The 21,528-nt window shown below is 64.9% G+C and carries 17 protein-coding genes; 11 read left to right on the forward strand and 6 right to left on the reverse strand.

Annotated elements, in window-relative coordinates; all coding sequences use genetic code 11:
- Window positions 1–191 precede the first annotated feature (191 nt).
- The 3 genes from D769_RS01825 (at window position 192) to fliD (ending at window position 3,990) form a co-directional block, all read left to right on the forward strand.
- Complete coding sequence (locus D769_RS01825; RefSeq protein WP_241227832.1) at window positions 192–1,610, forward strand: carotenoid oxygenase family protein; 1,419 nt, start codon at window positions 192–194, stop codon at window positions 1,608–1,610.
- A gap of 8 nt (window positions 1,611–1,618) precedes the next feature.
- Window positions 1,619–2,317, forward strand: a complete 699-nt coding sequence (locus D769_RS01830; RefSeq protein ID WP_008641526.1) for a TetR/AcrR family transcriptional regulator — start codon at window positions 1,619–1,621, stop codon at window positions 2,315–2,317.
- Between the two features lie 209 nt (window positions 2,318–2,526).
- A complete protein-coding gene (gene fliD / locus D769_RS01835) occupies window positions 2,527–3,990 on the forward strand; it encodes a flagellar filament capping protein FliD (RefSeq protein WP_008641527.1) in 1,464 nt (487 codons plus the stop codon).
- 186 nt (window positions 3,991–4,176) lie between these two features.
- Here fliD and D769_RS01840 read toward each other — a convergent pair whose 3' ends face one another.
- Both D769_RS01840 and D769_RS31710 read right to left on the reverse strand, forming a co-directional pair.
- Complete coding sequence (locus tag D769_RS01840; protein WP_035882781.1) at window positions 4,177–5,736, reverse strand: methyl-accepting chemotaxis protein; 1,560 nt, start codon at window positions 5,734–5,736, stop codon at window positions 4,177–4,179.
- Window positions 5,737–5,840: 104 nt separating this feature from the next.
- A complete protein-coding gene (locus tag D769_RS31710) occupies window positions 5,841–6,101 on the reverse strand; it encodes a hypothetical protein (protein ID WP_152414908.1) in 261 nt (86 codons plus the stop codon).
- Between the two features lie 5 nt (window positions 6,102–6,106).
- Here D769_RS31710 and D769_RS01845 point away from each other — a divergent pair, with 5 nt between their 5' ends.
- From D769_RS01845 to D769_RS01870, 6 genes are all read left to right on the forward strand, one after another.
- Entirely contained in the window at window positions 6,107–6,778 is a 672-nt protein-coding gene (locus D769_RS01845; protein WP_008641529.1) for a PepSY-associated TM helix domain-containing protein, read from the forward strand.
- Between the two features lie 27 nt (window positions 6,779–6,805).
- Window positions 6,806–7,327 (forward strand): DUF2271 domain-containing protein, encoded by a 522-nt coding sequence (locus D769_RS01850; RefSeq protein ID WP_008641531.1) that lies wholly within the window; start codon window positions 6,806–6,808, stop codon window positions 7,325–7,327.
- 51 nt (window positions 7,328–7,378) lie between these two features.
- Entirely contained in the window at window positions 7,379–8,212 is an 834-nt protein-coding gene (locus D769_RS01855) for a DUF4198 domain-containing protein (protein ID WP_008641532.1), read from the forward strand.
- A gap of 22 nt (window positions 8,213–8,234) precedes the next feature.
- The gene (locus tag D769_RS01860) at window positions 8,235–9,257 is read left to right on the forward strand and encodes an FAD:protein FMN transferase (protein ID WP_008641533.1); all 1,023 of its coding nucleotides are present in this window, start codon (window positions 8,235–8,237) and stop codon (window positions 9,255–9,257) included.
- Window positions 9,254–10,843 (forward strand): sulfite reductase flavoprotein subunit alpha, encoded by a 1,590-nt coding sequence (locus tag D769_RS01865; protein ID WP_008641534.1) that lies wholly within the window; start codon window positions 9,254–9,256, stop codon window positions 10,841–10,843. The genes D769_RS01860 and D769_RS01865 overlap by 4 nt, the downstream gene beginning before the upstream one ends.
- A gap of 127 nt (window positions 10,844–10,970) precedes the next feature.
- A complete protein-coding gene (locus tag D769_RS01870) occupies window positions 10,971–13,409 on the forward strand; it encodes a penicillin acylase family protein (protein WP_008641535.1) in 2,439 nt (812 codons plus the stop codon).
- A 131-nt stretch (window positions 13,410–13,540) separates the two neighbouring features.
- Here D769_RS01870 and D769_RS01875 read toward each other — a convergent pair whose 3' ends face one another.
- The 4 genes from D769_RS01875 to D769_RS01890 form a co-directional block, all read right to left on the reverse strand.
- Entirely contained in the window at window positions 13,541–13,876 is a 336-nt protein-coding gene (locus D769_RS01875) for a hypothetical protein (RefSeq protein WP_008641537.1), read from the reverse strand.
- Window positions 13,877–14,121: 245 nt separating this feature from the next.
- The gene (gene yddG, locus D769_RS01880) at window positions 14,122–15,057 is read right to left on the reverse strand and encodes an aromatic amino acid DMT transporter YddG (RefSeq protein ID WP_040010827.1); all 936 of its coding nucleotides are present in this window, start codon (window positions 15,055–15,057) and stop codon (window positions 14,122–14,124) included.
- 85 nt (window positions 15,058–15,142) lie between these two features.
- Window positions 15,143–18,166 (reverse strand): FAD-binding and (Fe-S)-binding domain-containing protein, encoded by a 3,024-nt coding sequence (locus D769_RS01885; RefSeq protein ID WP_008641539.1) that lies wholly within the window; start codon window positions 18,164–18,166, stop codon window positions 15,143–15,145.
- Window positions 18,167–18,252: 86 nt separating this feature from the next.
- Entirely contained in the window at window positions 18,253–18,942 is a 690-nt protein-coding gene (locus tag D769_RS01890) for a GntR family transcriptional regulator (RefSeq protein ID WP_008641540.1), read from the reverse strand.
- Between the two features lie 250 nt (window positions 18,943–19,192).
- Between D769_RS01890 and D769_RS01895 the strand changes: the two genes are divergently transcribed.
- Both D769_RS01895 and D769_RS01900 read left to right on the forward strand, forming a co-directional pair.
- Window positions 19,193–20,398 (forward strand): aminotransferase class V-fold PLP-dependent enzyme, encoded by a 1,206-nt coding sequence (locus D769_RS01895; protein WP_008641541.1) that lies wholly within the window; start codon window positions 19,193–19,195, stop codon window positions 20,396–20,398.
- Window positions 20,399–20,500: 102 nt separating this feature from the next.
- Window positions 20,501–21,502 (forward strand): tripartite tricarboxylate transporter substrate binding protein, encoded by a 1,002-nt coding sequence (locus tag D769_RS01900; RefSeq protein WP_008641542.1) that lies wholly within the window; start codon window positions 20,501–20,503, stop codon window positions 21,500–21,502.
- The last annotated feature ends 26 nt before the right edge of the window (window positions 21,503–21,528 follow it).

Here is a 21,528-nt window from a genome sequence, read left to right on the forward strand (position 1 = left end):
TCGCGGGCGGTGATCCAGTCAGTCTAGGCCAGGCAGGTGCGGCAGAGAATTGACACTCGTCAAAGTCGGGGAATGTGCGGTCAGCGGCCTTCGCCGAATCCTTCCTTGACGTCTGGGCACTCGCCACCGATACTTCTCAAACTATTCACTGTTTAGTTATGGGGGCGCGCATGGAAGATAGCTTGTCCAAAGTGGAAGGTGCAGCGGGTGACATGGGTGAGGTGGATAACTTCGCGCCCGTCACGCAGGAAGTCGATGCAAGCGATCTTCCCGTGCGTGGCGTGTTGCCAGCGGGGTTGCAGGGCACGTTGTATCGCATCGGCCCGAACCCACGCTTTCCGCAGCCCGAGGCCCACTGGTTCGGTGGCGACGGCATGGTGCATGTGTTTGCCATCGACGATGGGCGCGTGTCCTACCGCAACCGCTGGGTGCGGACGCCCAAGTGGCGTGACGAGGATCGTGCCGGGCGTCCGCTATTCCGCGCTTTCGCCGGCAAGTTGCCCGATGCGCCGGAGTGGTCGGGCAGCGATGGCGGCGTGGCCAATACCAACATCATCTGGCACGGCGGCGCGCTGCTGGCGCTTGAGGAAGCGCACCTGCCAACCGCTGTGACGCCTCAAGCGATCGACACGCTTGGCTATATGGAATATGGCCCGCTGAAGGGGCCGTTCACCGCGCATCCGAAGACCGACCCCCGCACTGGCGAACTACTGTTCTTCGGCTACAACGCCGACGGCAAGCTCACGCCGGGCGTGCAGGTTGGCGCGATCGATGCACAGGGCCGCCTGACGCATTACGCGCGTCTGCAGGCGCCGTACCCGAGCATGATCCACGACTTCATGGCCACGCCGGGTCATCTGCTGATCCCCGTGCTGCCGCTGACCGGCAGCCTTGCACGCGTGGAGCGCGGCGGCCCTGGCTATGCATGGGAGCCAGAGAAGCCCGCCATGATCGGCATCCTGCCGCGTGGTGGCGGCGCCGACGACGTGCGGTGGTTCGAGGGCCCTGCCTGCTACGTGTTCCATGTGATGAACGCGTGGGAGGAAGGCGAAGGGGGACAACGCATTCTGGCGGACGTCATGGTCTACGACGAACCACCCCTGTTCCCCCACGCCGACGGCTCGCCAGGAGATCCCGCCCGGCAGCAGGCGTACCTGACGCGCTGGACGTTCGATCTTGCGTCGGACATACGCCGGTTCACCGCCGAACGGCTCGACGATACGGCGGGGGAGTTTCCACGCATCGACGACCGCGTTTCGGGTTTCCGCTATCGTCACGGATGGTTCGCCGCGTCGCATCCCGAGTACGGCGAAGGCGCGCTCAACGGCATCATGCACCTGGACATGCAGGACGGCACGCGCGACGCCTACTGGCTGCCGCCGGGCGATATCACGTCCGAGCCGGTGATCGCGCCGCGTGGTGGCGCTCATGATGGCGCTCCCGGCGGCGAAGGCGATGGCTGGCTGTTGGCGGTGGTGTGGCGGGCTGCGGCACAATGCAGCGAATTGCTGGTGTTCGATGCGCGGCATGTCGCGCGCGGTCCGCTGGCAACCGTCGAGCTGCCGCAGCGCGTGCCGTTCGGCTTCCATGGCAACTGGGTAGCGGGATAGCGAGAGGGATGAACGAAGGCGGCACGAAACAGAACGGCGGGCGCAAGGGCGGCACGCGCAAGGTGGCGGGTGGCACGACCAAGCCCGCCGGACAATGGCATCACGGCGACCTGCGTGCCTCGCTGATCGCGTGGGGACTCCACCTGCTCGATACGCAAGGCATCGCGGCGATGAGCATGCGCGAAGCCGCCAAGCTGGCCGGCGTGTCGCCGGGCGCGCCGGCACACCATTTCCAGGACCGCAACGGCCTGCTCGCGGCCATCGCTGCGCAGGCGTTCCGGGAACTGGGCGCCTTCCAGGGCAATCGCGCGCGCCTGATTCCGCGCGATACCCCGGCCAACAAGCTGCGTGCGCTGCTGGTCGGTTACGCCGAATTCGCGCACATGTACCCGGCGCGCTTTCACCTGATGTTCGGCCCGGCGATAGAACGCCGTGACGAATATCCCGAGCTTCAGGAAGCCTCGTCCGGTTCGTTCGATCGGGTGCGAGAAACCGTCGTTGCATGTCTGGGCGGACGTGAACCCGGCGCGCTGACACATGAACAACTGGCGTTCTGTGTCTGGACGGCCGCGCATGGTCTGGCCACCCTGACGGCCACGCACGACCGCTTCCGGGCCATTTCGGCGGCCCCCGGGGCCGTCGAGCAGATGGCGGATACCGTCGCCACCTTCTGTCTGGCTGCGCTTCAGCACACAGGCGACGTCTGAAGACGTCCCCCTCCGTATTAGCCATAGCGTGTGAGCGAGCACTCACGTTCGACCCGTTGCCGCCCTTTGTGTATCTGTTTTGTATCGCCTTTGTACGAAAAACGCTAAAGAGCCACTTTCGAGCGCCGTAAACCTTGGATGTAAAGACATTCATTTGCCTGTCTGGGTGAATCACATCGAAGTTACGCACGGCGAAGGACCTGAAGAAAATGGCTGCACTCGATTTCCTCGGCATTGGCTCCAACATGCAACTGGGTACGCTCCTGGATCAGCTTGCGACGGCGGAACGCCTGCCGCTGAAGGCGCTGGAGACCCAGAATACGGCCTACCAGGCCAAGCTATCCGGATATGGCACGATCAAGAGCATGTTGTCGGCCTTCCAGGCTTCCGCCAACTCGCTTGCCAAGCTCGATACGTTCGGCGCCGTCAAGGCGCAGGTCAGTAACAGCGATGTGATGACCGTCGCCACTGGCACCAATGCGGTTTCCGGCAACTACAACGTAAACGTCAAGAGCCTGGCACAGGCCCAATCCCTGGCGGGCGCTGGCCAGCTCAAGCAGGATTCGGTCATCGGCACTGGCACGCTGACCTTCGAGTTCGGCGTGACGGGCGGATACGACGCCGACCCGGCATCGCCGACATACGGCACATACGTGAACCCGACGTTCACGCCGACCGCGGGCTCCGCCAAGACCGTGACGATCGACAGCAGCAACCAGACGCTGCAAGGTATTCGTGATGCGATCAACAAGGCCAATATGGGTGTCAAGGCCAGCATCATCAACGACGGCAGCGGCACACCTTATCGTCTGGTGCTCAATTCGGAGAAGACCGGCGAGGCGATGAGCATGCGCATCACCGGTTCGTCACCGGAACTGCAGGCGCTTGCTGGATACGATCCGGTGGCCGGCCCGCAAGCCGGCGGCATGAAGGAAGTGGTGCGTGCCACGAATGCACAACTGACCATCAACGATATCGCCATCACCAGCGCCAGCAATGTGGTGACCGATGCCGCGCAGGGCGTCACGATGACGCTCAAGAAGACGGGCACCACGTCGATGACGTTGACGCAGGACCTCGACAGTATCAAGGCTGCGGTGCAGGGGCTGGCCGCTGCCTACAACAACCTCCAGACGGCCGCCAAGCAGCTGACTGCCTTCGACGTGAAGAGCGGTACCAAGGCGGCTCTGACCGGTGACGGCGTGCTGCGCGGTATCCAGTCGACGCTGCGCTCGGTACTCAACACCCCTGAAGCCGGGATGCGCGATGGCGCCGCGACAACGCTGGCCCAGCTTGGCGTGACGTTGCAGAAGGACGGCACGATGTCGGTGGACACCAAGAAGCTGGATGCCGCGTTGGCCGGAAACCTGGCTGACGTGACCGCGCTGTTCGGCGGCGACGGCACGAAGGGTGGGATCGCGCGCCGCTTGTCTGAAGCGGTGGATACCATGACCGGTACCAACGGCCCGCTGACCTCCGCGACCAAGGGTATCGAGCAGAGCGTGAAGGATCTCGGCAAGCGCTATGACTCGATGTCGGAGCACATCGATGCCAATATCAAGCGCGTCCAGAAGCAGTTCCAGGCGCTGGACCTGGCAGTCTCGCAGATGAACCGCACCAAGGACTACCTGACCCAGCAGTTCTCGGCGATGAACAACACGAACAGCAAGTAACCTGTCAGCGAGTCGTCAATCGATGCAAAAACGCCGCCCTCGTGGGCGGCGTTTTTTGTTGCGAGGAAGCGGCAGGGATTCGTCGTCAGCATGTTCCATCGGTGTTCCCTGCTCCCGCGAGGCTGGAGAGAGGAGCGAACCGCCCGCATCTGAAGCGCGTGCGCCGTGCTCCCCCAAAGGCCATTCCTATAGCGCACCCGCCAGCCTGAACTGGCCGACCGCACGGTGCAGTGCATCGGCCTGATCCTCGAGCGAGGCCGCGGCGGCGGTTGCTTCTTCCACCAGCGCCGCATTTTGCTGCGCCATCTGGTCCATCTGTGAGACTGCCTGGTTGACCTGCTCGATCCCGCCAGTCTGTTCTTCAGTGGCTGCGCGCATTTCGCCCATCAGGTCGGTTACGCGCTTCACAGCCTCGACGATTTCTCCCATCGCCTTGCCCGCGTCTTCGACCAGCACCGAGCCATCCTCGACACGCTGCGCCGAGTTGTCGATCAATCCCTTGATCTCCTTGGCCGCCGTGGCGCTACGCTGGGCCAGGCTGCGCACCTCGCCGGCCACCACCGCAAAGCCGCGTCCCTGTTCGCCGGCGCGAGCGGCTTCCACCGCCGCGTTCAGCGCCAGGATATTGGTCTGGAATGCAATGCCCTCGATGACGCCGATGATGTCCACCACTTTGCTGGACGCCGCCTTGATCTCGCCCATCGTGTCCACCACCTGGTGCACGATCGCTCCGCCGCGTACAGCGATCTCCGATGCGCCTTCGGCCAGCCGCGCCGCCTGACGGGCGTTGTCAGCGCTCTGGCGAACCGTGCCGGTCAGCTCTTCCATGCTGGCCGCGGTTTGTTCGAGCGATGCTGCCTGTTCCTCGCTGCGGCGTGACAGGTCGACATTGCCGGCCGCAATCTGCTTGGCGGCGCCTGCGATCGCGTCCGCCGAACCGCGAATCTGGCCGATGGCCCCCGTCAGCCGCCCCTGCATCTGCTGCATGTTGTACAGCACGCTTTCCCGATCGTTCGGCGCCACGTTCACGTGCGAAGCAAGATCGCCTTCGGCGATGCGCGCGGCGATCTCCGAGGTCAGCGATGGCTCGCCGCCAAGCTGCTTCTGCAGACTGGCGGAGACGCGCACCATCACCACGGTCATCAGCGCGCCCACGCCCAGCAGCCAGCCGAGCGCTTTCCAGAGCGACGCGCGGAACTCGGCCTGGATGTCATCCATGTAGAAACCGGCGATGAAGTTCCAGTCCCACGGCTTGAAATTCAGCACATAGCTCAGCTTGGGCTGCGGCGCCTCGGCGCCTGGCTTGGGCCAGGCGTACTCAAGGAAGCCCTTGCCGGCGGTCTTGCCGATCCGTGCGATATCGCGGAACAGATAGACGCCGTTAGGGTCCTTCATCTCCGACATGTTTTTGCCATCGAGTTCGGGCTTGATCGCGTGCATCAGAACGACAGCGTCGGACCTCATCACGGTGAAGTAGCCATCGCCGCCAAAACGCATCACTCGCACGCGGTCGAGTGCCTGCTTCTGGGCTTCCTCGGTGCTCAGCTTGCCTGCGCGCGCCATGGCTTCGTACTCGGCCACGACCGAGTTGGCCGTGTCGGTGACCTGTTGCAGCGTCAACTCTCGATCCTGCTGACGCAGTTCTCGCATTTGCCATGCGTTCCACAGCGTGATGGCCAGCAGGCAGACCCAGCTCAGCACCAGCGGCAGCATGAGCTTCTTTCTCAGGCTCAGGTTATGCAACATCCTTATCCTCCGTTCACATCGGTTGTTGATTGGGGCGCTTTCGGGTCTTTGTATGGTTTGTCTTCGCGCGTCCTCTCTGACCGGCCATAACGGCGGCGTCATCGTCAAACTTGATCGGGAAATACCACTGATAGGTAATAGTGATGCGCGCGCCGCTTTGATTTCTGCCATGCAGCACGTTGCAAGAGGTTTGAGGGTGCCGCGTAACGAACCGTAATCAACGAGCCCGATCCGAAGCCTTCAAGTGGTTGTTCTTTTAAATGAGAACCATTACCATCTCCTTCGTTTTTCCCGCGCGAGTGTGGCGTCTTCGACATGCCGCCGATGCGGCAGCCTCTCCGCCAGATCACGCTTGCCCAGAACATCCCCGATGACCGAATCCACGCCAGCTTCCAGCCAGCAGCGCCGCGCCTTCTGGCTCAAGCATCTTCACCAGTGGCACTGGATCAGTTCCGCGATCTGCCTGATCGGGATGCTGATGTTCGCCGTCACGGGATTCACGCTCAATCACGCGGGGCAGATCGAGGCCTCGCCTTCGGTCGTCACGCGCCACGAGACCGCGCCGCGCGAACTGCTGGACGCGCTGAAGCGCGCCGCGCTCGCGAACGCATCGACGGGAAACCAGAAGGACCAGAAGGACCAGAAGGGACCGGTGCCGCGCGTGCTGGCTGACTGGCTGTCAAAGACGATGGATATCGAGGCGGCAGGACGCGAGGCCGAATGGTCCGCCGACGAGATCTACGTTGGCCTGCCACGCCCCGGCGGCGATGCGTGGCTCAGCGTTGCGCTCGAAGATGGCGAGGTCCAGTACGAAGTGACATCGCGGGGCTGGATTTCCTACTTCAACGACCTGCACAAGGGCCGCAACACGGGCCATGCATGGAGCTGGTTCATCGACATATTCGCCCTGGCCTGCCTGATCTTCAGCGTCACCGGGCTGTTCCTGCTCAAGCTTCATGCCGGGGGCCGCATGGCCACCTGGCCGCTGGTGGGCGCGGGGCTCGTTGTGCCGCTGCTGCTGGCCATCCTGTTCATTCACTGATTTGCAACCGAGAAAGGTAGTTTCGACATGCGCCGACTCCTGACCGTCACCGTAACCGGCCTTGCCGCAGCGCCGCTGGCACCCGCCATGGCCGCCGACATGAACGTCAAGGTGGAAATTCCCCGCCTGAACGTGGCCGAGTACCACCGTCCCTACGTATCCATGTGGATCGAGCGTGCCGACCAGAGTCCGGTGACGACGCTGGCGGTCTGGTACGACGCGAAGAACAAGGAAAGCCAGGGCACGAAGTGGCTCAAGGACATGCGGCAGTGGTGGCGCAAGGCCGGCCGCGACATGCAGCTTCCGGCCGATGGCGTATCGGGTGCCACGCGCGCTCCCGGCGAGCACGCGCTGACGTTCAGCGATGGCAAGGCGCCGCTGGGCAAGCTGCCAGCCGGCGATTACCAGCTCGTGGTGGAAGCCGCGCGCGAAGTGGGCGGACGCGAACTCGTGCGTGTGCCGTTCGCATGGCCGCCCAAGGCCGCGCAAAGCGCGGGCGCAAAGGGCGAGCATGAGCTCGGCAGCGTGACTCTCGACCTGAAGCCGTGAGCCGCGCCAATCACCGCAAACGCATTGAACTGATCTGACCGGAGCCTGACGATGAACAAGCCTGCCCGCTTCTCCACCCGACTTTCCACCCGCGTTGCAGTCCTCGCGCTGGCTGCGCTGGCGCCGCTGGCCGCCCACGCCCATCGCCAGTGGCTGCTGCCGTCCACCACCGTGCTGTCCGGCGGTAGCCAGTGGGTGACCGTGGACGCCGCGGTGTCCAACGACCTGTTCTACTTCGAACACATGCCGATGCGTCTGGACAACCTTGTGGTCACCGGCCCCGATGGCGCGGCGGTGAAGCCCGAGAATGCGTCGACTGGCAAGTACCGCAGCACGTTCGACGTGCCGCTGGCGCAGCCGGGCACGTACCGCATTGCCGTGGTCAACCAGGGCCTGTTCGCGAGCTGGAAGGAGAACGGACAGACCAAGCGCTGGCGCGGTGCTGCCGATGCCCTGGCCGCGAACGTCCCCGCCAATGCGCAGGAACTGCAAGTCACCGAGATGGCCAGCCGCGTGGAATCGTATGTCACCAGCGGCAAGCCGTCGAAGCAGGCATTGACGACCACCGGACGCGGCCTGGAGCTGGCGCCGATCACCCATCCGAACGACCTTGCCGCGGGCGAGACGGCCAGCTTCCGTCTGCTGCTCGACGGCAAGCCGGCTGCCAACCAGACGGTTTCCGTGGTGCCAGGCGGCGTTCGTTATCGCGATCGTCTCAACGAGTTCGACACGACCACCGACGCCGACGGCAAGTTCTCGGTGAAGTGGCCGGCTGCCGGCATGTACTGGATGGAAGCCGAACTGCGCGACCAGAAGGCATCGGTCAAGCCCGCCACGGTTCGTCGCGTTACCTACGCGGTGACGGTGGAAGTGCTGCCGCAGTAAGACGGCCGCTACGATATCGCCGATGAATCGCGTTCTCATCCCCGTCACGCTGGACCCACCACCGCCCGTGCCCGAGCCGCAAGGCTCGATCGCGCAGTGGGCGGGCGAGACGATGGGGACGACCTGGGCTGTCCGCGCCGTGCTGGCGCTCGGGCAGGACGGCGGCGGCCTGGAGGCAGGCATCCGCGCGGTGCTCGACGAGGTTATCGCGCAGATGAGCAACTGGTCCGAGATATCGGACCTGAGCCGTTTCAATCGGGCCGACGCCAGTGCCTGGGTCACGCTGCCCGAGGATTGCTTCACGGTCCTGCAGGCGGCGCTGGACACCGCGCGTGACAGCGGTGGCGCCTACGATCCCAGCGCCGGCCCACTCGTCGATCTCTGGGGCTTCGGCCCGGCTGGCAAGCGGCACACCGCGCCTACGGCCGATGACGTGGCACGGACGCGCCAGCATTGCGGTTGGCAACGGATCGAGATCGACGCATCGGCGCGTCTCGCGCGCCAGCCGGGCGGACTGTCACTCGATTTCTGCGCGATCGCGAAGGGGTTTGCCGTCGATGCGGTATCGCGCTATCTCCTGGCCCAGGGCGTGCCGCATCATCTGGTCGAGATCGGCGGCGAGTTGCGCGGCCAGGGGCTGAAGCCGGATGGGATGCCGTGGTGGATCGAACTGGAGTCCCCTTCGGCATCTGCCACTGCCGAGGGCGGGACTGGACGCACGCTGCGCACGCTGGTGGCGTTGCTCGGCCTGTCGATCGCCACGTCGGGTGACTATCGCCGCTACTTCGAACACGATGGACGGCGGTACGCGCATACGATCGATCCACGCACCGGTTACCCGGCCGCGCATGCGTTGGCGTCCGTTACGGTGCTTCATCGCGAATGCATGATGGCCGACGCGCTGTCCACCGCATTGACTGTGCTCGGGCCAGAAGCCGGTATCACTTTCGCCACGCGCCAGGGCCTGGCTGCCCGCTTCCTGGTGCGCACGCCGCACGGCTTCGATGAGCGGATCACCCCGGCCTTCGCCGCAATGCAAACATGATGCGTCTTCTACCGTGGGCAATGCTTGTCGCTGGCGTGGCGCTGTCCGTGGTCGCGCGCGGTCGTGATGCCATGGCAGCCGGCGTGGTCATCGGATACGTTGGCTTCTGCTGGGGCGTGCTCGACGGATATCGCCGCCGCCGTGCCGCCCGTGCGGCGCTCGCCGATATCGCGAGTGAAGACGCGCGTCCGACGCTCGTCGCCTACGCAAGTCAGACCGGTTTTGCCGAACAACTCGCCGTGCAAACTGCCCACGCGTTGCAAGGCGCGGGTCGGCCGGTGCAACTCGTGTCCTTTGCCGAACTCGATGGTGCGCGTCTGGCCGCGTGCGATCAGGCCCTGTTCCTGGTCAGCACCACGGGCGAGGGCGATGCGCCAGACATGGCGTCGGGGTTCGCGCGCCGCTTGCTGGCCGGCACCACGCCCGATGCGCTGCGCCAGTTGCGCTATGGCGTCCTCGCGCTGGGCGATAGCAGCTACGCGCACTTCTGCGCGTTCGGCCGCGCGCTGTCGGGCTGGCTGGAGAGCCATCATGCACAGCCGTTGTTCGACAGGGTCGAGGTCGACAACGGCGACCCCGGCGCGTTGCGCCACTGGCAGAACCATTTGTCCGCGTTGAGCGGTGGTGCGGAAATCGCGGACTGGGAACGCCCGCGCTATGGCCGCTGGCGGTTGGTGGAGCGCAGACTGCTCAATCCGGGCAGTCAGGGCGAGGCGGCCTTTCATCTGGCGCTCGAACCCGAGGACGCGTCGCAACTGACATGGCGCGCCGGCGATATTGCCGAGATTGGTCCATGCCAACCGCCAGACGTCGTAGACCGGTTGCTGGCTCGCCTGTCGCTCGACGGAACCGCACCGGTCCGTTGCGACAGTCGCCCGATGACCTTGTCCGAGGCGTTGGCCACGCGGCTGCCGCTGCCCGATAGCCAACTGGATATATTGACCGGATTCACACCTCAGCGACTGGTCGACGCATTGCCCGCGCTGCCGCACCGCGAGTACTCGATCGCATCGCTGCCCGCTGACGGCCGGCTGGAATTGCTGGTACGTCAGACCCGTCATGCCGATGGGCGGCTTGGGCTCGCCTCTGGCTGGCTGACAGAATTCGCGCGCGAGGGCGCGTCGATCGCGCTGCGCGTCCGCACCAATCGCAGCTTCCATCCGCCCGAAGACGGCCGGCCGCTGGTCCTGATCGGCAACGGTACCGGCCTTGCGGGCCTGCGTGCCCTGATCAAGGCGCGCGCGGAGGCGGGCCATCACCGCAATTGGCTGCTGTTCGGCGAGCGCTCCGCCGCGCACGATAGCTTCCACGCAGAGGAATTGCAGGCGTGGTTATCGCAGGGCGTGCTGCAGCGGATCGACCATGCATGGTCGCGCGATGGCGCGATGCCGCGCTACGTGCAGGACGCCGTGTTCGCGCAAGCGGCGACGATCGCTGCGTGGGTGGAGCAGGGTGCGTCGATCTACGTTTGCGGCAGCCTGCAGGGCATGGCCGCTGGCGTGCAGGACGCGCTCCTGCGCATCCTCGGTGAGTCCACACTACAGCGACTGACCGAAGCAGGCAGTTATCGCCGCGACGTGTACTGATGTCGTCGGTGTCACATCGCTGACGCCGTGGAAGCCATTGCGGACAGCATGATTTGCGGCGGCGCAGCGTCGCCGGCAGCGTCACATTCCGCTATCCTCGCAGGTCTGCATCCGACGAGGAGATCCGATGTTTCGCCCGACCCGTTCCCTGCGGCGCACCGCAGTCACCGCGGCATGGCTTGCCGCCGCATCCACCGCCCCCGCGCTGGCGGCCGGCCCGGACAAGTTCGCCGTCCCCGGGCTGGAAAAGCCTGCAACGGTATTGATCGACCGCTGGGGCGTGCCGCATATCTACGCCAACACGCTCTATGACGCGTTCTTTGTGCAGGGCTTCGTGGCCGCGCGGGACCGGCTGTTCCAGATCGATCTGTGGCGCAAGCGTGGGCTGGGCGAAATGGCGAAAGACTTCGGTCCGGCCTATGTGGAAGGCGATCGCATGGCGCGCGCCGTGTTGTTCCGTGGCGATATGTACCGCGAATGGCTGGCCTATGGATCGGATGCCAAACGTGTGGCCGAGGCCTTCGTGGCGGGCGTCAATGCGTACATCGCGCAGACCGAGGCCCATCCGGAACTGCTGCCTCCCGAGTTCAAGCTGATCAACTACAAGCCGTCGCGCTGGCGTGCCGAGGATATCGTGCGTATCCGTCATCACGGGCTGACGTTGAACCTCACTGGCGAGATCGACCGGGCGCAGATCTTCTGCTACGCGAAGCCGAACGCGGTGCGGGCGGACTGGGTTCGCCGCGAACTCGATCCGCAGATCGAGCCGAAGGTGCCAGACGGGCTCGACCCGTGCACGGTCCCCGCTGCCGAGTTGCGCAAGGCGTATGAGCTTGCCACGGCCGCGCCGCGCTTCCCGAAGGACGTGTGGCAATCGGGCACGCGTGCCGAGAACATCCCGGTGGACCAGCTCTATGCGACGGTCGATGCGTCGAGCGATACCGCGCGCAGCCTGGGGTCGAACAACTGGGTGATCGCGGGCAGCCGCACCGCCACGGGGCGACCGATCCTGGCCAACGATCCACATCGCGCGCACGGTGCGCCGAGCCTGCGCTATATCTCCCACCTGAACGCGCCAGGCCTGTCGGTAATCGGCGCGGGCGAGCCATTTCTGCCCGGTATCTCCATCGGTCACAACGGCACGATTGCTTTCGGCCTGACGCGGTTCTACATCGACCAGGAAGACCTCTATGCCTATGAGACCGATCCCGCCCAGCCGCACGAGTACAAGTACAAGGGCCGCTGGGAGCCGATGGAGACGGTGACCGAGCAGATCGCGGTGCGCGGCGAGGCGACGCCGCGCAAGGTCACGATCGACTTCACGCGCCACGGCCCGGTGCTCTATGCCGACACGAAGAACAACCGCGCCTGGGCGCTGCGCGCGGCATGGCTTGACCTCGGCATGGCACCGTACTTCGGGTCGATGGACTACATGCGTGCCCAGAACTGGGATCAGTTCCGCGCGGCGATGAACCGCTGGGGCGCTCCTGGCGAGAACCAGGTCTATGCGGACCGCTTCGGCAATATCGGCTGGCTCCCGGGCGGGTTGACCGTCAATCGGCCGAACTGGGATGGCCTGATGCCGGTGCCTGGGGACGGACGCTACGAATGGGCCGGCTATCGCAACATGGACGAACTGCCGTGGGCGTTCAATCCGGCGCCGGGATTCGTGGTCACTGCCAACGAGAACACGATCCCGCCCAACCACCCGGCAGCCAAGCTCGGCGTCGGCTACGAATGGGCCGAAAGCTCGCGCGCGCGCCGGCTCAGGGCGCTGGTGTCGGCCAATCCGCGCAGTTCGGTGGAGGACTCGATGGCATGGCAGAACGACACGGTGTCGCTGCCCGCGCAGCGGATGGTGACGTTGCTCAAGCCACTCACCAGCAGCGATGCGCAGATTCAGCGCGGGCTGGATCTGCTGCGCGGCTGGGATGGCAACGAGCGCGCCGACAGCGCGCCCGCCGCGCTGTTCGAGATCTGGTTCAGCAAGCATCTGCGTACTGCGGTGGTGCGGGCCGCGCTCGCGCCGGAGGCCGCGCGGCTGGTCGGTGCTGGCGATCCGAGCCGCGTGATCGCGGTGCTGGAGCGGCCTGACAGCTGGATGAGCGTCGAGAAGCGCAACGACGTCATGCTGGCCTCCCTGAAGTCGGCCATGGTCGAAGTCGAGAAGAGGCTGGGCCCTGACCCGAAGACCTGGCAATGGGGCAAGCTTCACACGGCGGTGTTCGAGCATCCGCTGCATGCGATCCTCGACGCGACGCAGCGCCAGCAGTTCGACGTGAATGCGGGGCCGATCGGCGGGTCTTCGTTCACGCCGATGAATACGAGCTACCGCAACAGCGACTTCCAGCTCACTGCAGGGGCGTCGTTCCGCATGGTGGTGGATGTCGGCAACTGGGATGCGTCGCGCGTGGTGAACACACCGGGCCAGTCGGGCAACCCGGCCAATCCGCACTATCGCGATCTGGCGCCGCTGTGGGCGAAGGGCGAGTATTTCCCGCTGCTGTACTCGCGCAAGGCGGTGGAGAAGGAAAGCAAGGAAAGGCTGGAACTGGTGCCGCAGTGATGGAGCGTGGCATGGCAGGCCGGGTGGTCTGCCGGGTCGCCTGACTGGGGCCGAGTCCTGCGTTGCAGGGCTCGGCCCTTTCCTCTTTGCGGGGCCTCGCCTGATCAGGCCAGGCCCCCGCCGTTCGCGGTTCAGTGCATTTCGTGCATGTCGCGCTTCAGGTCGGCAAGCTCGAGGTGCATGGCGCTGACTGCATCCATGACCCGATGGTGGACGCCGTCGGTATCGTGGCAAACGCGTTCGGCGCGATCGCCAATTCGTTCGAGATCATCGACGCACTGACGGATGCGGCCCTCGTTGCGGGACGACATGATCTTCTTCGCGGACTTGCATTCCTTGTCGAGCTCGTCCATGCAGCTCATCAAGTCCTTGGGAATCGCCGAATCGGCGTGGATGGTCTTCGATGTCTCGCTGACCGTGCGCTGCAGATGCGAAAAGCGTGTCTGGATTTCACTGGCTTGTAGCATGGTGCCCCCTTCTTGAACATCCTTGCGGATGTGTTCAGGTTGCAGGTAGTGGAGTGTTATCCGCTCCAGTTCCAGTCTAGTCAGGATTGCCAGGCATCCGGAAAAGCCGCACTCGTGACCCGGGTGAAATATCTCGCAGGGTGATCCATCGGCCGTGCATGGCGCATGTGCGCGTGCGCGCGGCGCTACCTCTGGCCGATTGTCGGGATTCCCGCATATGACGCGTCGGCGTTTCGGGGCACGCGCTAAGTCGGGTTGTCAGAACCTGACGAACCTGCTGAGCGAGCGCCCTTGCCACGTGTTGCGAGCCAGCAAAGGATGGATCCCGCGCACACCATCGCGGCGCCTTTCCAGAATGCGAACGACAGCGGTGCGTGCAGCAGCGTGGCGGCCAATGCGGCCGACAACACCGGGATGAAGTACGACGCGCCAGCCAGCACCGTCATATTGCCGTGGAGGATGCCGACGTTCCACGCGGCATAGCCGAAGCCCATGGCGCAGGCGGCCAGCAGCAGGTAGACCGCGCCCGTCATGCTGAGGACCATCGTTTCGCCGTCCGTGAACAGATACTTCCCCCAGAGTGCGAGCGCCGTCAGCATGAAGAACAGCGTGACCGCGTTCTTGCCCTGCGCGTACCGGCTCGTCACCGTGCAGTAGCCCGCCCAGATCATCGCGCCGGCAAAGGCCAGGCCGTAGCTGAGGGGGTTGTCCTGAATATTGGCGGCCATGCTCGGCAGGTCCAGGCCCTGATCGCCACCGAGCACCGATGCAATACCCAGCAGGGCCACCAGAAAGCCTGGCAGGATCAGCCAGTTGGCGCGCTGACGATTGAACAGGATGGCGGCCAGCATCGTGAAGGACGGCCAGAGATAGTTGACCATGCCGACCTCGATGGCCTGCCTGCCGGTATTGGCATAGCCAATGGACAGCGACAGGCACAGCTCGTAGGAAACAAACAGCACGCTTCCCCAGAGCAGATAGATTCGAGGCAGCGCCCGCGTCCGGGGCGGGCCGACCGTCAACCAGAGCAGCGCCGAAGCGACCGTGTAGATCAGTGCCGCCCCACCGGTCGCGCCGAAGCTCTGGCTGACGCCGCGGATCAGGCCGACGATCGCGCTCCAGAATAGGACCGCGACAAGCCCGATCAAGGTTGCCTGTTTGCTGCTTCGCGTGACTGCCATGTTGCGTGGAACGATCGATGTGGACGGGAGAGACGCGATTCTACTGCGTCATGTCCGCCTTTTCGATCGGGCCACGCAACCGGGTTCACGCCCCGAGTGCCATCTCCAGCACCCGTGCCACGTGCAGCGCCTGCCTGTCGGCGCCGTCATGGATCTGATGGCGGCAGCTCGTGCCATCGGCGACCACCAGCGTCCGCGCATCGGCGCCGCGCACGGCCGGCAGCAACGCAAGCTCGCCCATCTTCATCGACACATCGTGGTGCTCGGCCTCGTATCCGAAGTTGCCCGCCATGCCACAGCATGACGATTCGATCAGCGAGGTCTTGAGTTCCGGAATCCAGCCGAGTACCTGTTCCACCGGCCGCACGGCATCGAACGCCTTCTGGTGGCAGTGCCCATGCAGCAGGGCCTCGGTGCGGCCGATTGGCTTCAGCGTGGGAGCGAATCGACCGGCCGCATGTTCGCGCACCAGGAACTCCTCGAACAGGAACGCATTGTTCGCCAGCAGCCGCGCCGCGTCGCCATAGCCGTACTGCAGGAATTCGTCGCGCATGGAGAGCAGGCAGGACGGTTCCAGGCCCACCACGGCCACGCCGCGCGAGACGAACGGCAGCAGCGTATCGAGCGTGCGCCGGGCCTCGGCCCTGGCTTCATCGACCAGGCCGGCTGCCAGGAACGTGCGGCCGCAGCACAAGGGCCGCTCGCCCGGAACCCCCGACAGATGCACGGTGTATCCGGTCGCTTCGAGCACGCGTTGCGCCGCGCGCGCGTTCTCCGGTTCCATGTGATTGTTGAACGTATCGACGAACAGCACGACTTCCTTGCCGCCGACGGGCCGGGCCACGTAGTCATCGCGCAGGAACGCTGATTGCCAGCGGGGCAGCGAGCGTCCGGCCGACAGGCCGAGCAGGCGTTCGGTCAGTTGCGGCAGGCCGGGCACGCGGTCGCGCAGGTTGAACAACCAGCGCAGCCGGCTGGCGGTGCCCGCATAGCGCGGCAGGAAGGCCACGAGCCTGTCACGCGCGCGCAGCCGGCCTGCGCTGGCGTTGGCGGCGCGCACCTCGATCTTCATCTTCGCCATGTCGATGCCGGTCGGGCAGTCGCGCTTGCATCCCTTGCAGGAGACACACAGGTCCATCGTGTCTCTGACCGCGGCGTCGAGCAGTCCCTCGGTGCCAAGCTGACCGGACAGGGCGAGCCGCAACGTGTTGGCGCGGCCACGTGTCAGGTGCTGCTCGTCACGTGTGACGCGGTAACTCGGGCACATGGTGCCGGCGTCGAACTTGCGGCAGTGACCGTTGTTGTTGCACATCTCCACCGCGGCAGCCAGTCCGTTTGCCGGATCGGTGCCGGTGCCCGGTGCGCTCTCGGCCTCGGTGACCGGGTCCCGCGTGACGTTCCATGCCGACCAGTCGAGCACCGGCCGAATCGGCTTGACCGAGTAGCTCGGTGGGAAACGGAACAGCGATGTGTCATCCATCTTTGGCGTGCCCACGATCTTGCCGGGATTGCAGCGGTTCTCGGGGTCGAACAGTGCCTTGACCTCCTCGAACGCGCGCGCCAGCGATGGGCCGAACTGCCAGGCCACCCATTCGCCGCGGCAAATGCCGTCGCCATGCTCGCCCGAGTACGCGCCCTTGTACTCGCGCACCATCGCGGCGGCTTCCTCGGCGATGGCTCGCATCTTGGCCGCGCCGTCGCGCCGCATGTCGAGGATTGGCCGCACGTGCAGCGTGCCGACGCTGGCATGGGCGTACCAGGTGCCGCGCGTGCCATGCTTGTGAAACACTTCTGTCAGCCGAGACGTGTACGCGGCCAGATGCTCGAGCGGCACGGCGCAGTCTTCGATGAACGATACCGGCTTGCCGTCGCCCTTCATGCTCATCATGATGTTGAGGCCGGCCTTGCGCACTTCCCACAGCGCCTTCTGCGGACCAGGGTCCGGCATTTCCACCACCGAGCCAGGCAGGCCAAGATCGGCCATCAGCTCGACCAGTTGGGCCAGTCCCTGCAGCGTGGCCGCGCGATCCTCGCCGGCGAACTCAACCAGCAGAATCGCTTCCGGCTCGCCCACCAGCGCGCGGTCGATCACGGGGCGGAATGCGGGATTGTTGCGGGCCAGATCGATCATGGTGCGATCGACCAGTTCCACGGCCGCCGGCTTCAGCGCCACGATATGGCGCGTGAGATCCATCGACTGATAGAACGTCGGGAAATTCACCACACCCAGGGTCTTGTGCGCCGGTAGTGGCGCGAGTTGCAGCGTGATGTGGCGGAAGTAGGCGAGGGTGCCTTCCGATCCCACGAGCAGATGCGCCAGATTGACGCTGCCGTCGGTGGTATAGGGCCGTTCACTGCGCGGCGCGAAGATATCAAGGTTGTAGCCGCCCACGCGGCGCAGCACGGTTGGATACATCTGCGCGATGGCGTCGCGTTCGCGCGTGGCGATGCGGCGCACGCCGTCGGCAATGGCCCGGTGTGGCGCCGACTCGGCCGGCCAGCTGGCATCGAAGCGCACGTCCTCGCCGCTGGCCAGGATGGCCTGGACGCCGAGCACGTTGTGCACCATGTTGCCGTACTGGATCGAGCGCGAACCGCACGAATTGTTGCCGGTCATGCCGCCGATCGTGCATTGCGCGGCCGTCGATACGTCGACCGGGAACCAGAGGCCGTGGGGCTTGAGCCATGCGTTCAGGTGATCGAGCACGATGCCGGGCTGCACGGTCACCGTGCGCGCCGCCGGATCGAAGTCGATGATCTGGTTCAGGTACTTGCTGTTGTCGATGACCAGCGCCTCGCCCACGGTCTGCCCGCACTGGCTGGTGCCGCCGCCGCGCGGCAGCAGCGGCGCCTTGAAGTCCCGGGCGATGTCCAGCGCAAGCCGCGCATCGGCTTCGTCGCGCGGTACCACCACGCCGATCGGCATGACCTGGTAGATCGACGCATCGGTGGCATAGCGGCCACGGCTGGCGTTATCGAACAATACTTCGCCGCGCAGTTCGGCGGCCAGGCGCCGGTACAGCGGCGATTGCAGGGCGGGTGCCGCCGCGCCGGGCATGAAGCGCAGCGGTTGCACGCCGGGTGGCTTGGGGGTGGTTGGCAAGGCCATGGACTTCTATGTCTCCGGTTGCGTGCGCTGGGAGACGCCGTCATGGCCTTGCGACGATGCGCACCGGGTGCGCGTGTCGCGTCAGGTCAGGCGGCGTCCTGCGCGCGTTCTAGTTCGGCGATCAGCGCGTCGTGCTTGTGCTGCAGGTGCGCGCGCAGGATGTCACGCAGCGCGGCCCCATCGCGCTTCGACAAGGCATCGAGCATCTCGCCGTGCTCGCGCACGGCCATGTCCCATTTGTCCTGATCGAAGTTCGAGCGGAAGCGCAGCGCCTGAATGCGCAGGTTGATGCGTCGATAGGTCTCCTCGAGGATCGGATTGCGCGCCGCCGCATTGATCGCGTCATGGATGCGGCGGTTCAGCGCGTAGTAATTGGGCAGGTCCCGCCGCGCGTGGCAAGCGAGCATTTCGTAGTGGAGCGCGCGGATCTCGTTCAGCTCGGCATCGGTGATGCGCTGGCAGGCCAGCTCGCCGGACATCGCCTCGAGCGCGCCCATCATCTCGAACAGGTGGTTGATCACCTCCTGCGACAGCACCACCACCTCGGCGCCCCGGTTCGGCAGCAGCGTCACCAGCCCGTCACCGGCCAGGACCTTGAAGGCTTCACGCAGCGGCGTGCGCGAAACCTGGAGCAAGTCGCACAGCACGCGCTCGTTGAGCCGCGTGCCCGGTGCGAGGTCGCCCTCCATGATCATCGTGCGCAGGCGCTGAGCTACCGCCACATGCAGGATCTGGCGGTCGACGGCTTGCGAAGGGGTGGTCGGGTTTGTGCTCATCAGGGATCGTGTGGCTTGACAGTATTGTATTCAAAACCTAATCTTGGGCAAGCTCGAACTGCAATTTGGCGCATCAGGTTGCGCCAGAAACAACGCAGTCGGTGCAATGAAATCCAGATAGCCATTGATTTATAAGGATTTATTGCGGAGAGGCAGGCACTTGCGTCCGCCAACATTATCCCGCATGACGGACGCGCAGTGCATCTCTGTTTTTTGAATACAAAATTCAAATATAAGGATACGAGGCGACATGCTCCGATTGAACTCACATCCCAGTGGCCGGCATTTCCTGCAGATCCCCGGACCCACCAATGTGCCCGACCGCGTGCTGCGCGCGATGGATTACCCGACGATTGATCACCGGGGCCCCGAATTCCAGCAACTGGGCAAGAAGGTGCTGGCCGACATCCGCAAGATCTTCCAGACGACCCAGCCCGTGGTGATCTACCCGGCGTCGGGGACTGGGGCGTGGGAGGCCGCGCTGGTCAATACGTTGTCCCCCGGCGACAAGGTGCTGATGTACGAGACCGGCCATTTCGCGTCGCTCTGGAAGAAGATGGCCGACAAGCTCGGCGTGAACCCCGAGTTCATCGTGGGCGACTGGCGTCATGGCGTGGATGCCGCTGCAATCGGCGCGCGCCTGGCCGAAGACCGCAACCACGAGATCAAGGCGGTCTGCGTGGTCCACAACGAAACCTCGACCGGCGTGACGTCCGACATCGCCGCGGTGCGCCGCGCGATCGACGCGGCTGGCCATCCCGCGCTGCTGCTGGTCGATACGATTTCCTCGCTCGGTTCGGTCGACTATCGCCATGACGAATGGGGTGTCGACGTAACGGTGTCGGGCTCGCAGAAGGGGTTGATGTTGCCGCCCGGCATCTCGTTCAACGCCGTCAGCGCGAAGGCGATCGCCGCATCGGCGAAGGCCAGGTTGCCCAGGGCGTTCTGGGGCTGGGATGAAATCATCGAAGCCAACAAGAACGGATTCTGGCCCTATACGCCGGCCACGAACCTGCTCTATGGCCTGTCGGAAGCGTGCGACATGCTGCTCGAAGAGGGCCTGCAGAACGTGTTCGCGCGCCATCACCGCCATGCCGAAGCCACTCGCGCCTGCGTCAACGCATGGGGGCTCGAGATCCTGTGCCAGAACCCGTCCGAGTACAGCCCGGCGCTGACTGCCGTGGTGATGCCGGAAGGCCATAGCGCCGACGCGTTCCGCAAGATCGTGCTCGAGCACTTCAACATGTCGCTCGGGCAGGGCCTGTCGAAGCTGTCCGGCAAGGTCTTCCGCATCGGGCATCTGGGCGATTTCAATGACCTGACGCTGATGGGCACGCTGGCCGGCGTGGAGATGGGCTTCGCACTGGCGGGCGTGCCGCACCATGCAGGCGGTGTACTGGCCGCCATGGACAGCCTGCGCGCCGCGGCATCGCAGCCGTCGCTGCGCGCGGCCTGAGGTTTCAAGCAGCAGCAAGAAGAGAGCGTCCAGCAGAGGCGCTCCCGACTACAAGGCCGATGCACCACAGAGCGCACGGCCGCCACCCAAAGGAGACAGACCATGACGTTGCGTTATGCCGCACGCGCCCTCGCGTGCGCTTCGTTGCTAGGTGTCGCGTGGGCCAGCCCCGCGTTTGCGTGGGAGCCTACCAAACCGGTCGAGGTTGTCGTGCCGTTCAGCGCGGGCGGGGCATCGGATCAGATGGCACGTTCCATCCAGGGCATCATCGCCAAGCACAAGCTGATGAACCAGCCGATGATCGTCGTGAACAAGGCCGGCGCCAGCGGGGCCGAAGGGCTGATGGACACCAAGGCGTCGAAAGGTGACGCGCATAAGCTGCTGGTGACCTCGTCCGCGCTCTACACGGTGCCGATGATCAGCCAGTTGCCCTTCAACTGGCGCGACCTGACGCCGGTGGCCATGGTGGCGATGGACGAGTTCGTGCTCTGGACCAACGCCGAGGCGCCATACAAGACGCCGGCAGACTACATCGCCGAGGCGAAGAAACAGCCGGGCAAGCTCAAGATGGGCGGCACCAGCTCCAAGCGCGAGGACCAGATCATCACCGCGCAGGTCGAGCGCAAGGCCGGCGTGCGCTTCATCTACATCCCATACAAGGGCGGTGGCGAAGCGGCGACGCAGCTCTCGGGCAAGCATATCGACTCCAACGTCAACAACCCTTCCGAATCAATCGGTCAGTGGCGCGCCGGCGAGCATCGCGCGCTGTGCGTGTTTGCGCCGGATCGCATGCAGTACACGAACAAGATCACCGGCACGCAAAGCTGGGGTGACATCCCCACCTGCAAGGAGCAGGGGCTGGACGTGCAATACCAGATGCTGCGTGTGTTCATGCTGCCCGGTGGCGTTACGCCAGATCAGCAGAAGTACTACGTGGATCTGATGCAGAAGGTCGTGGCTACGCCGGAGTGGAAGGAGTATCTGGAGAAGAACGCGCTCAAGAACGATTTCCTCACGGGCCAGAAGTTGACCGAGTTCCTGACGGCCGATGAAACGCGCCACAAGGACATCATCAAGGAAGCGGGTTTCCTGGCGGCGAAGTAAGACCGTAGAGCGAGTGCTGATGGCTT

The sequence above is a fragment of the Cupriavidus sp. HMR-1 genome (genome assembly GCF_000319775.1).
GTDB classification, from domain to species: domain Bacteria; phylum Pseudomonadota; class Gammaproteobacteria; order Burkholderiales; family Burkholderiaceae; genus Cupriavidus; species Cupriavidus metallidurans.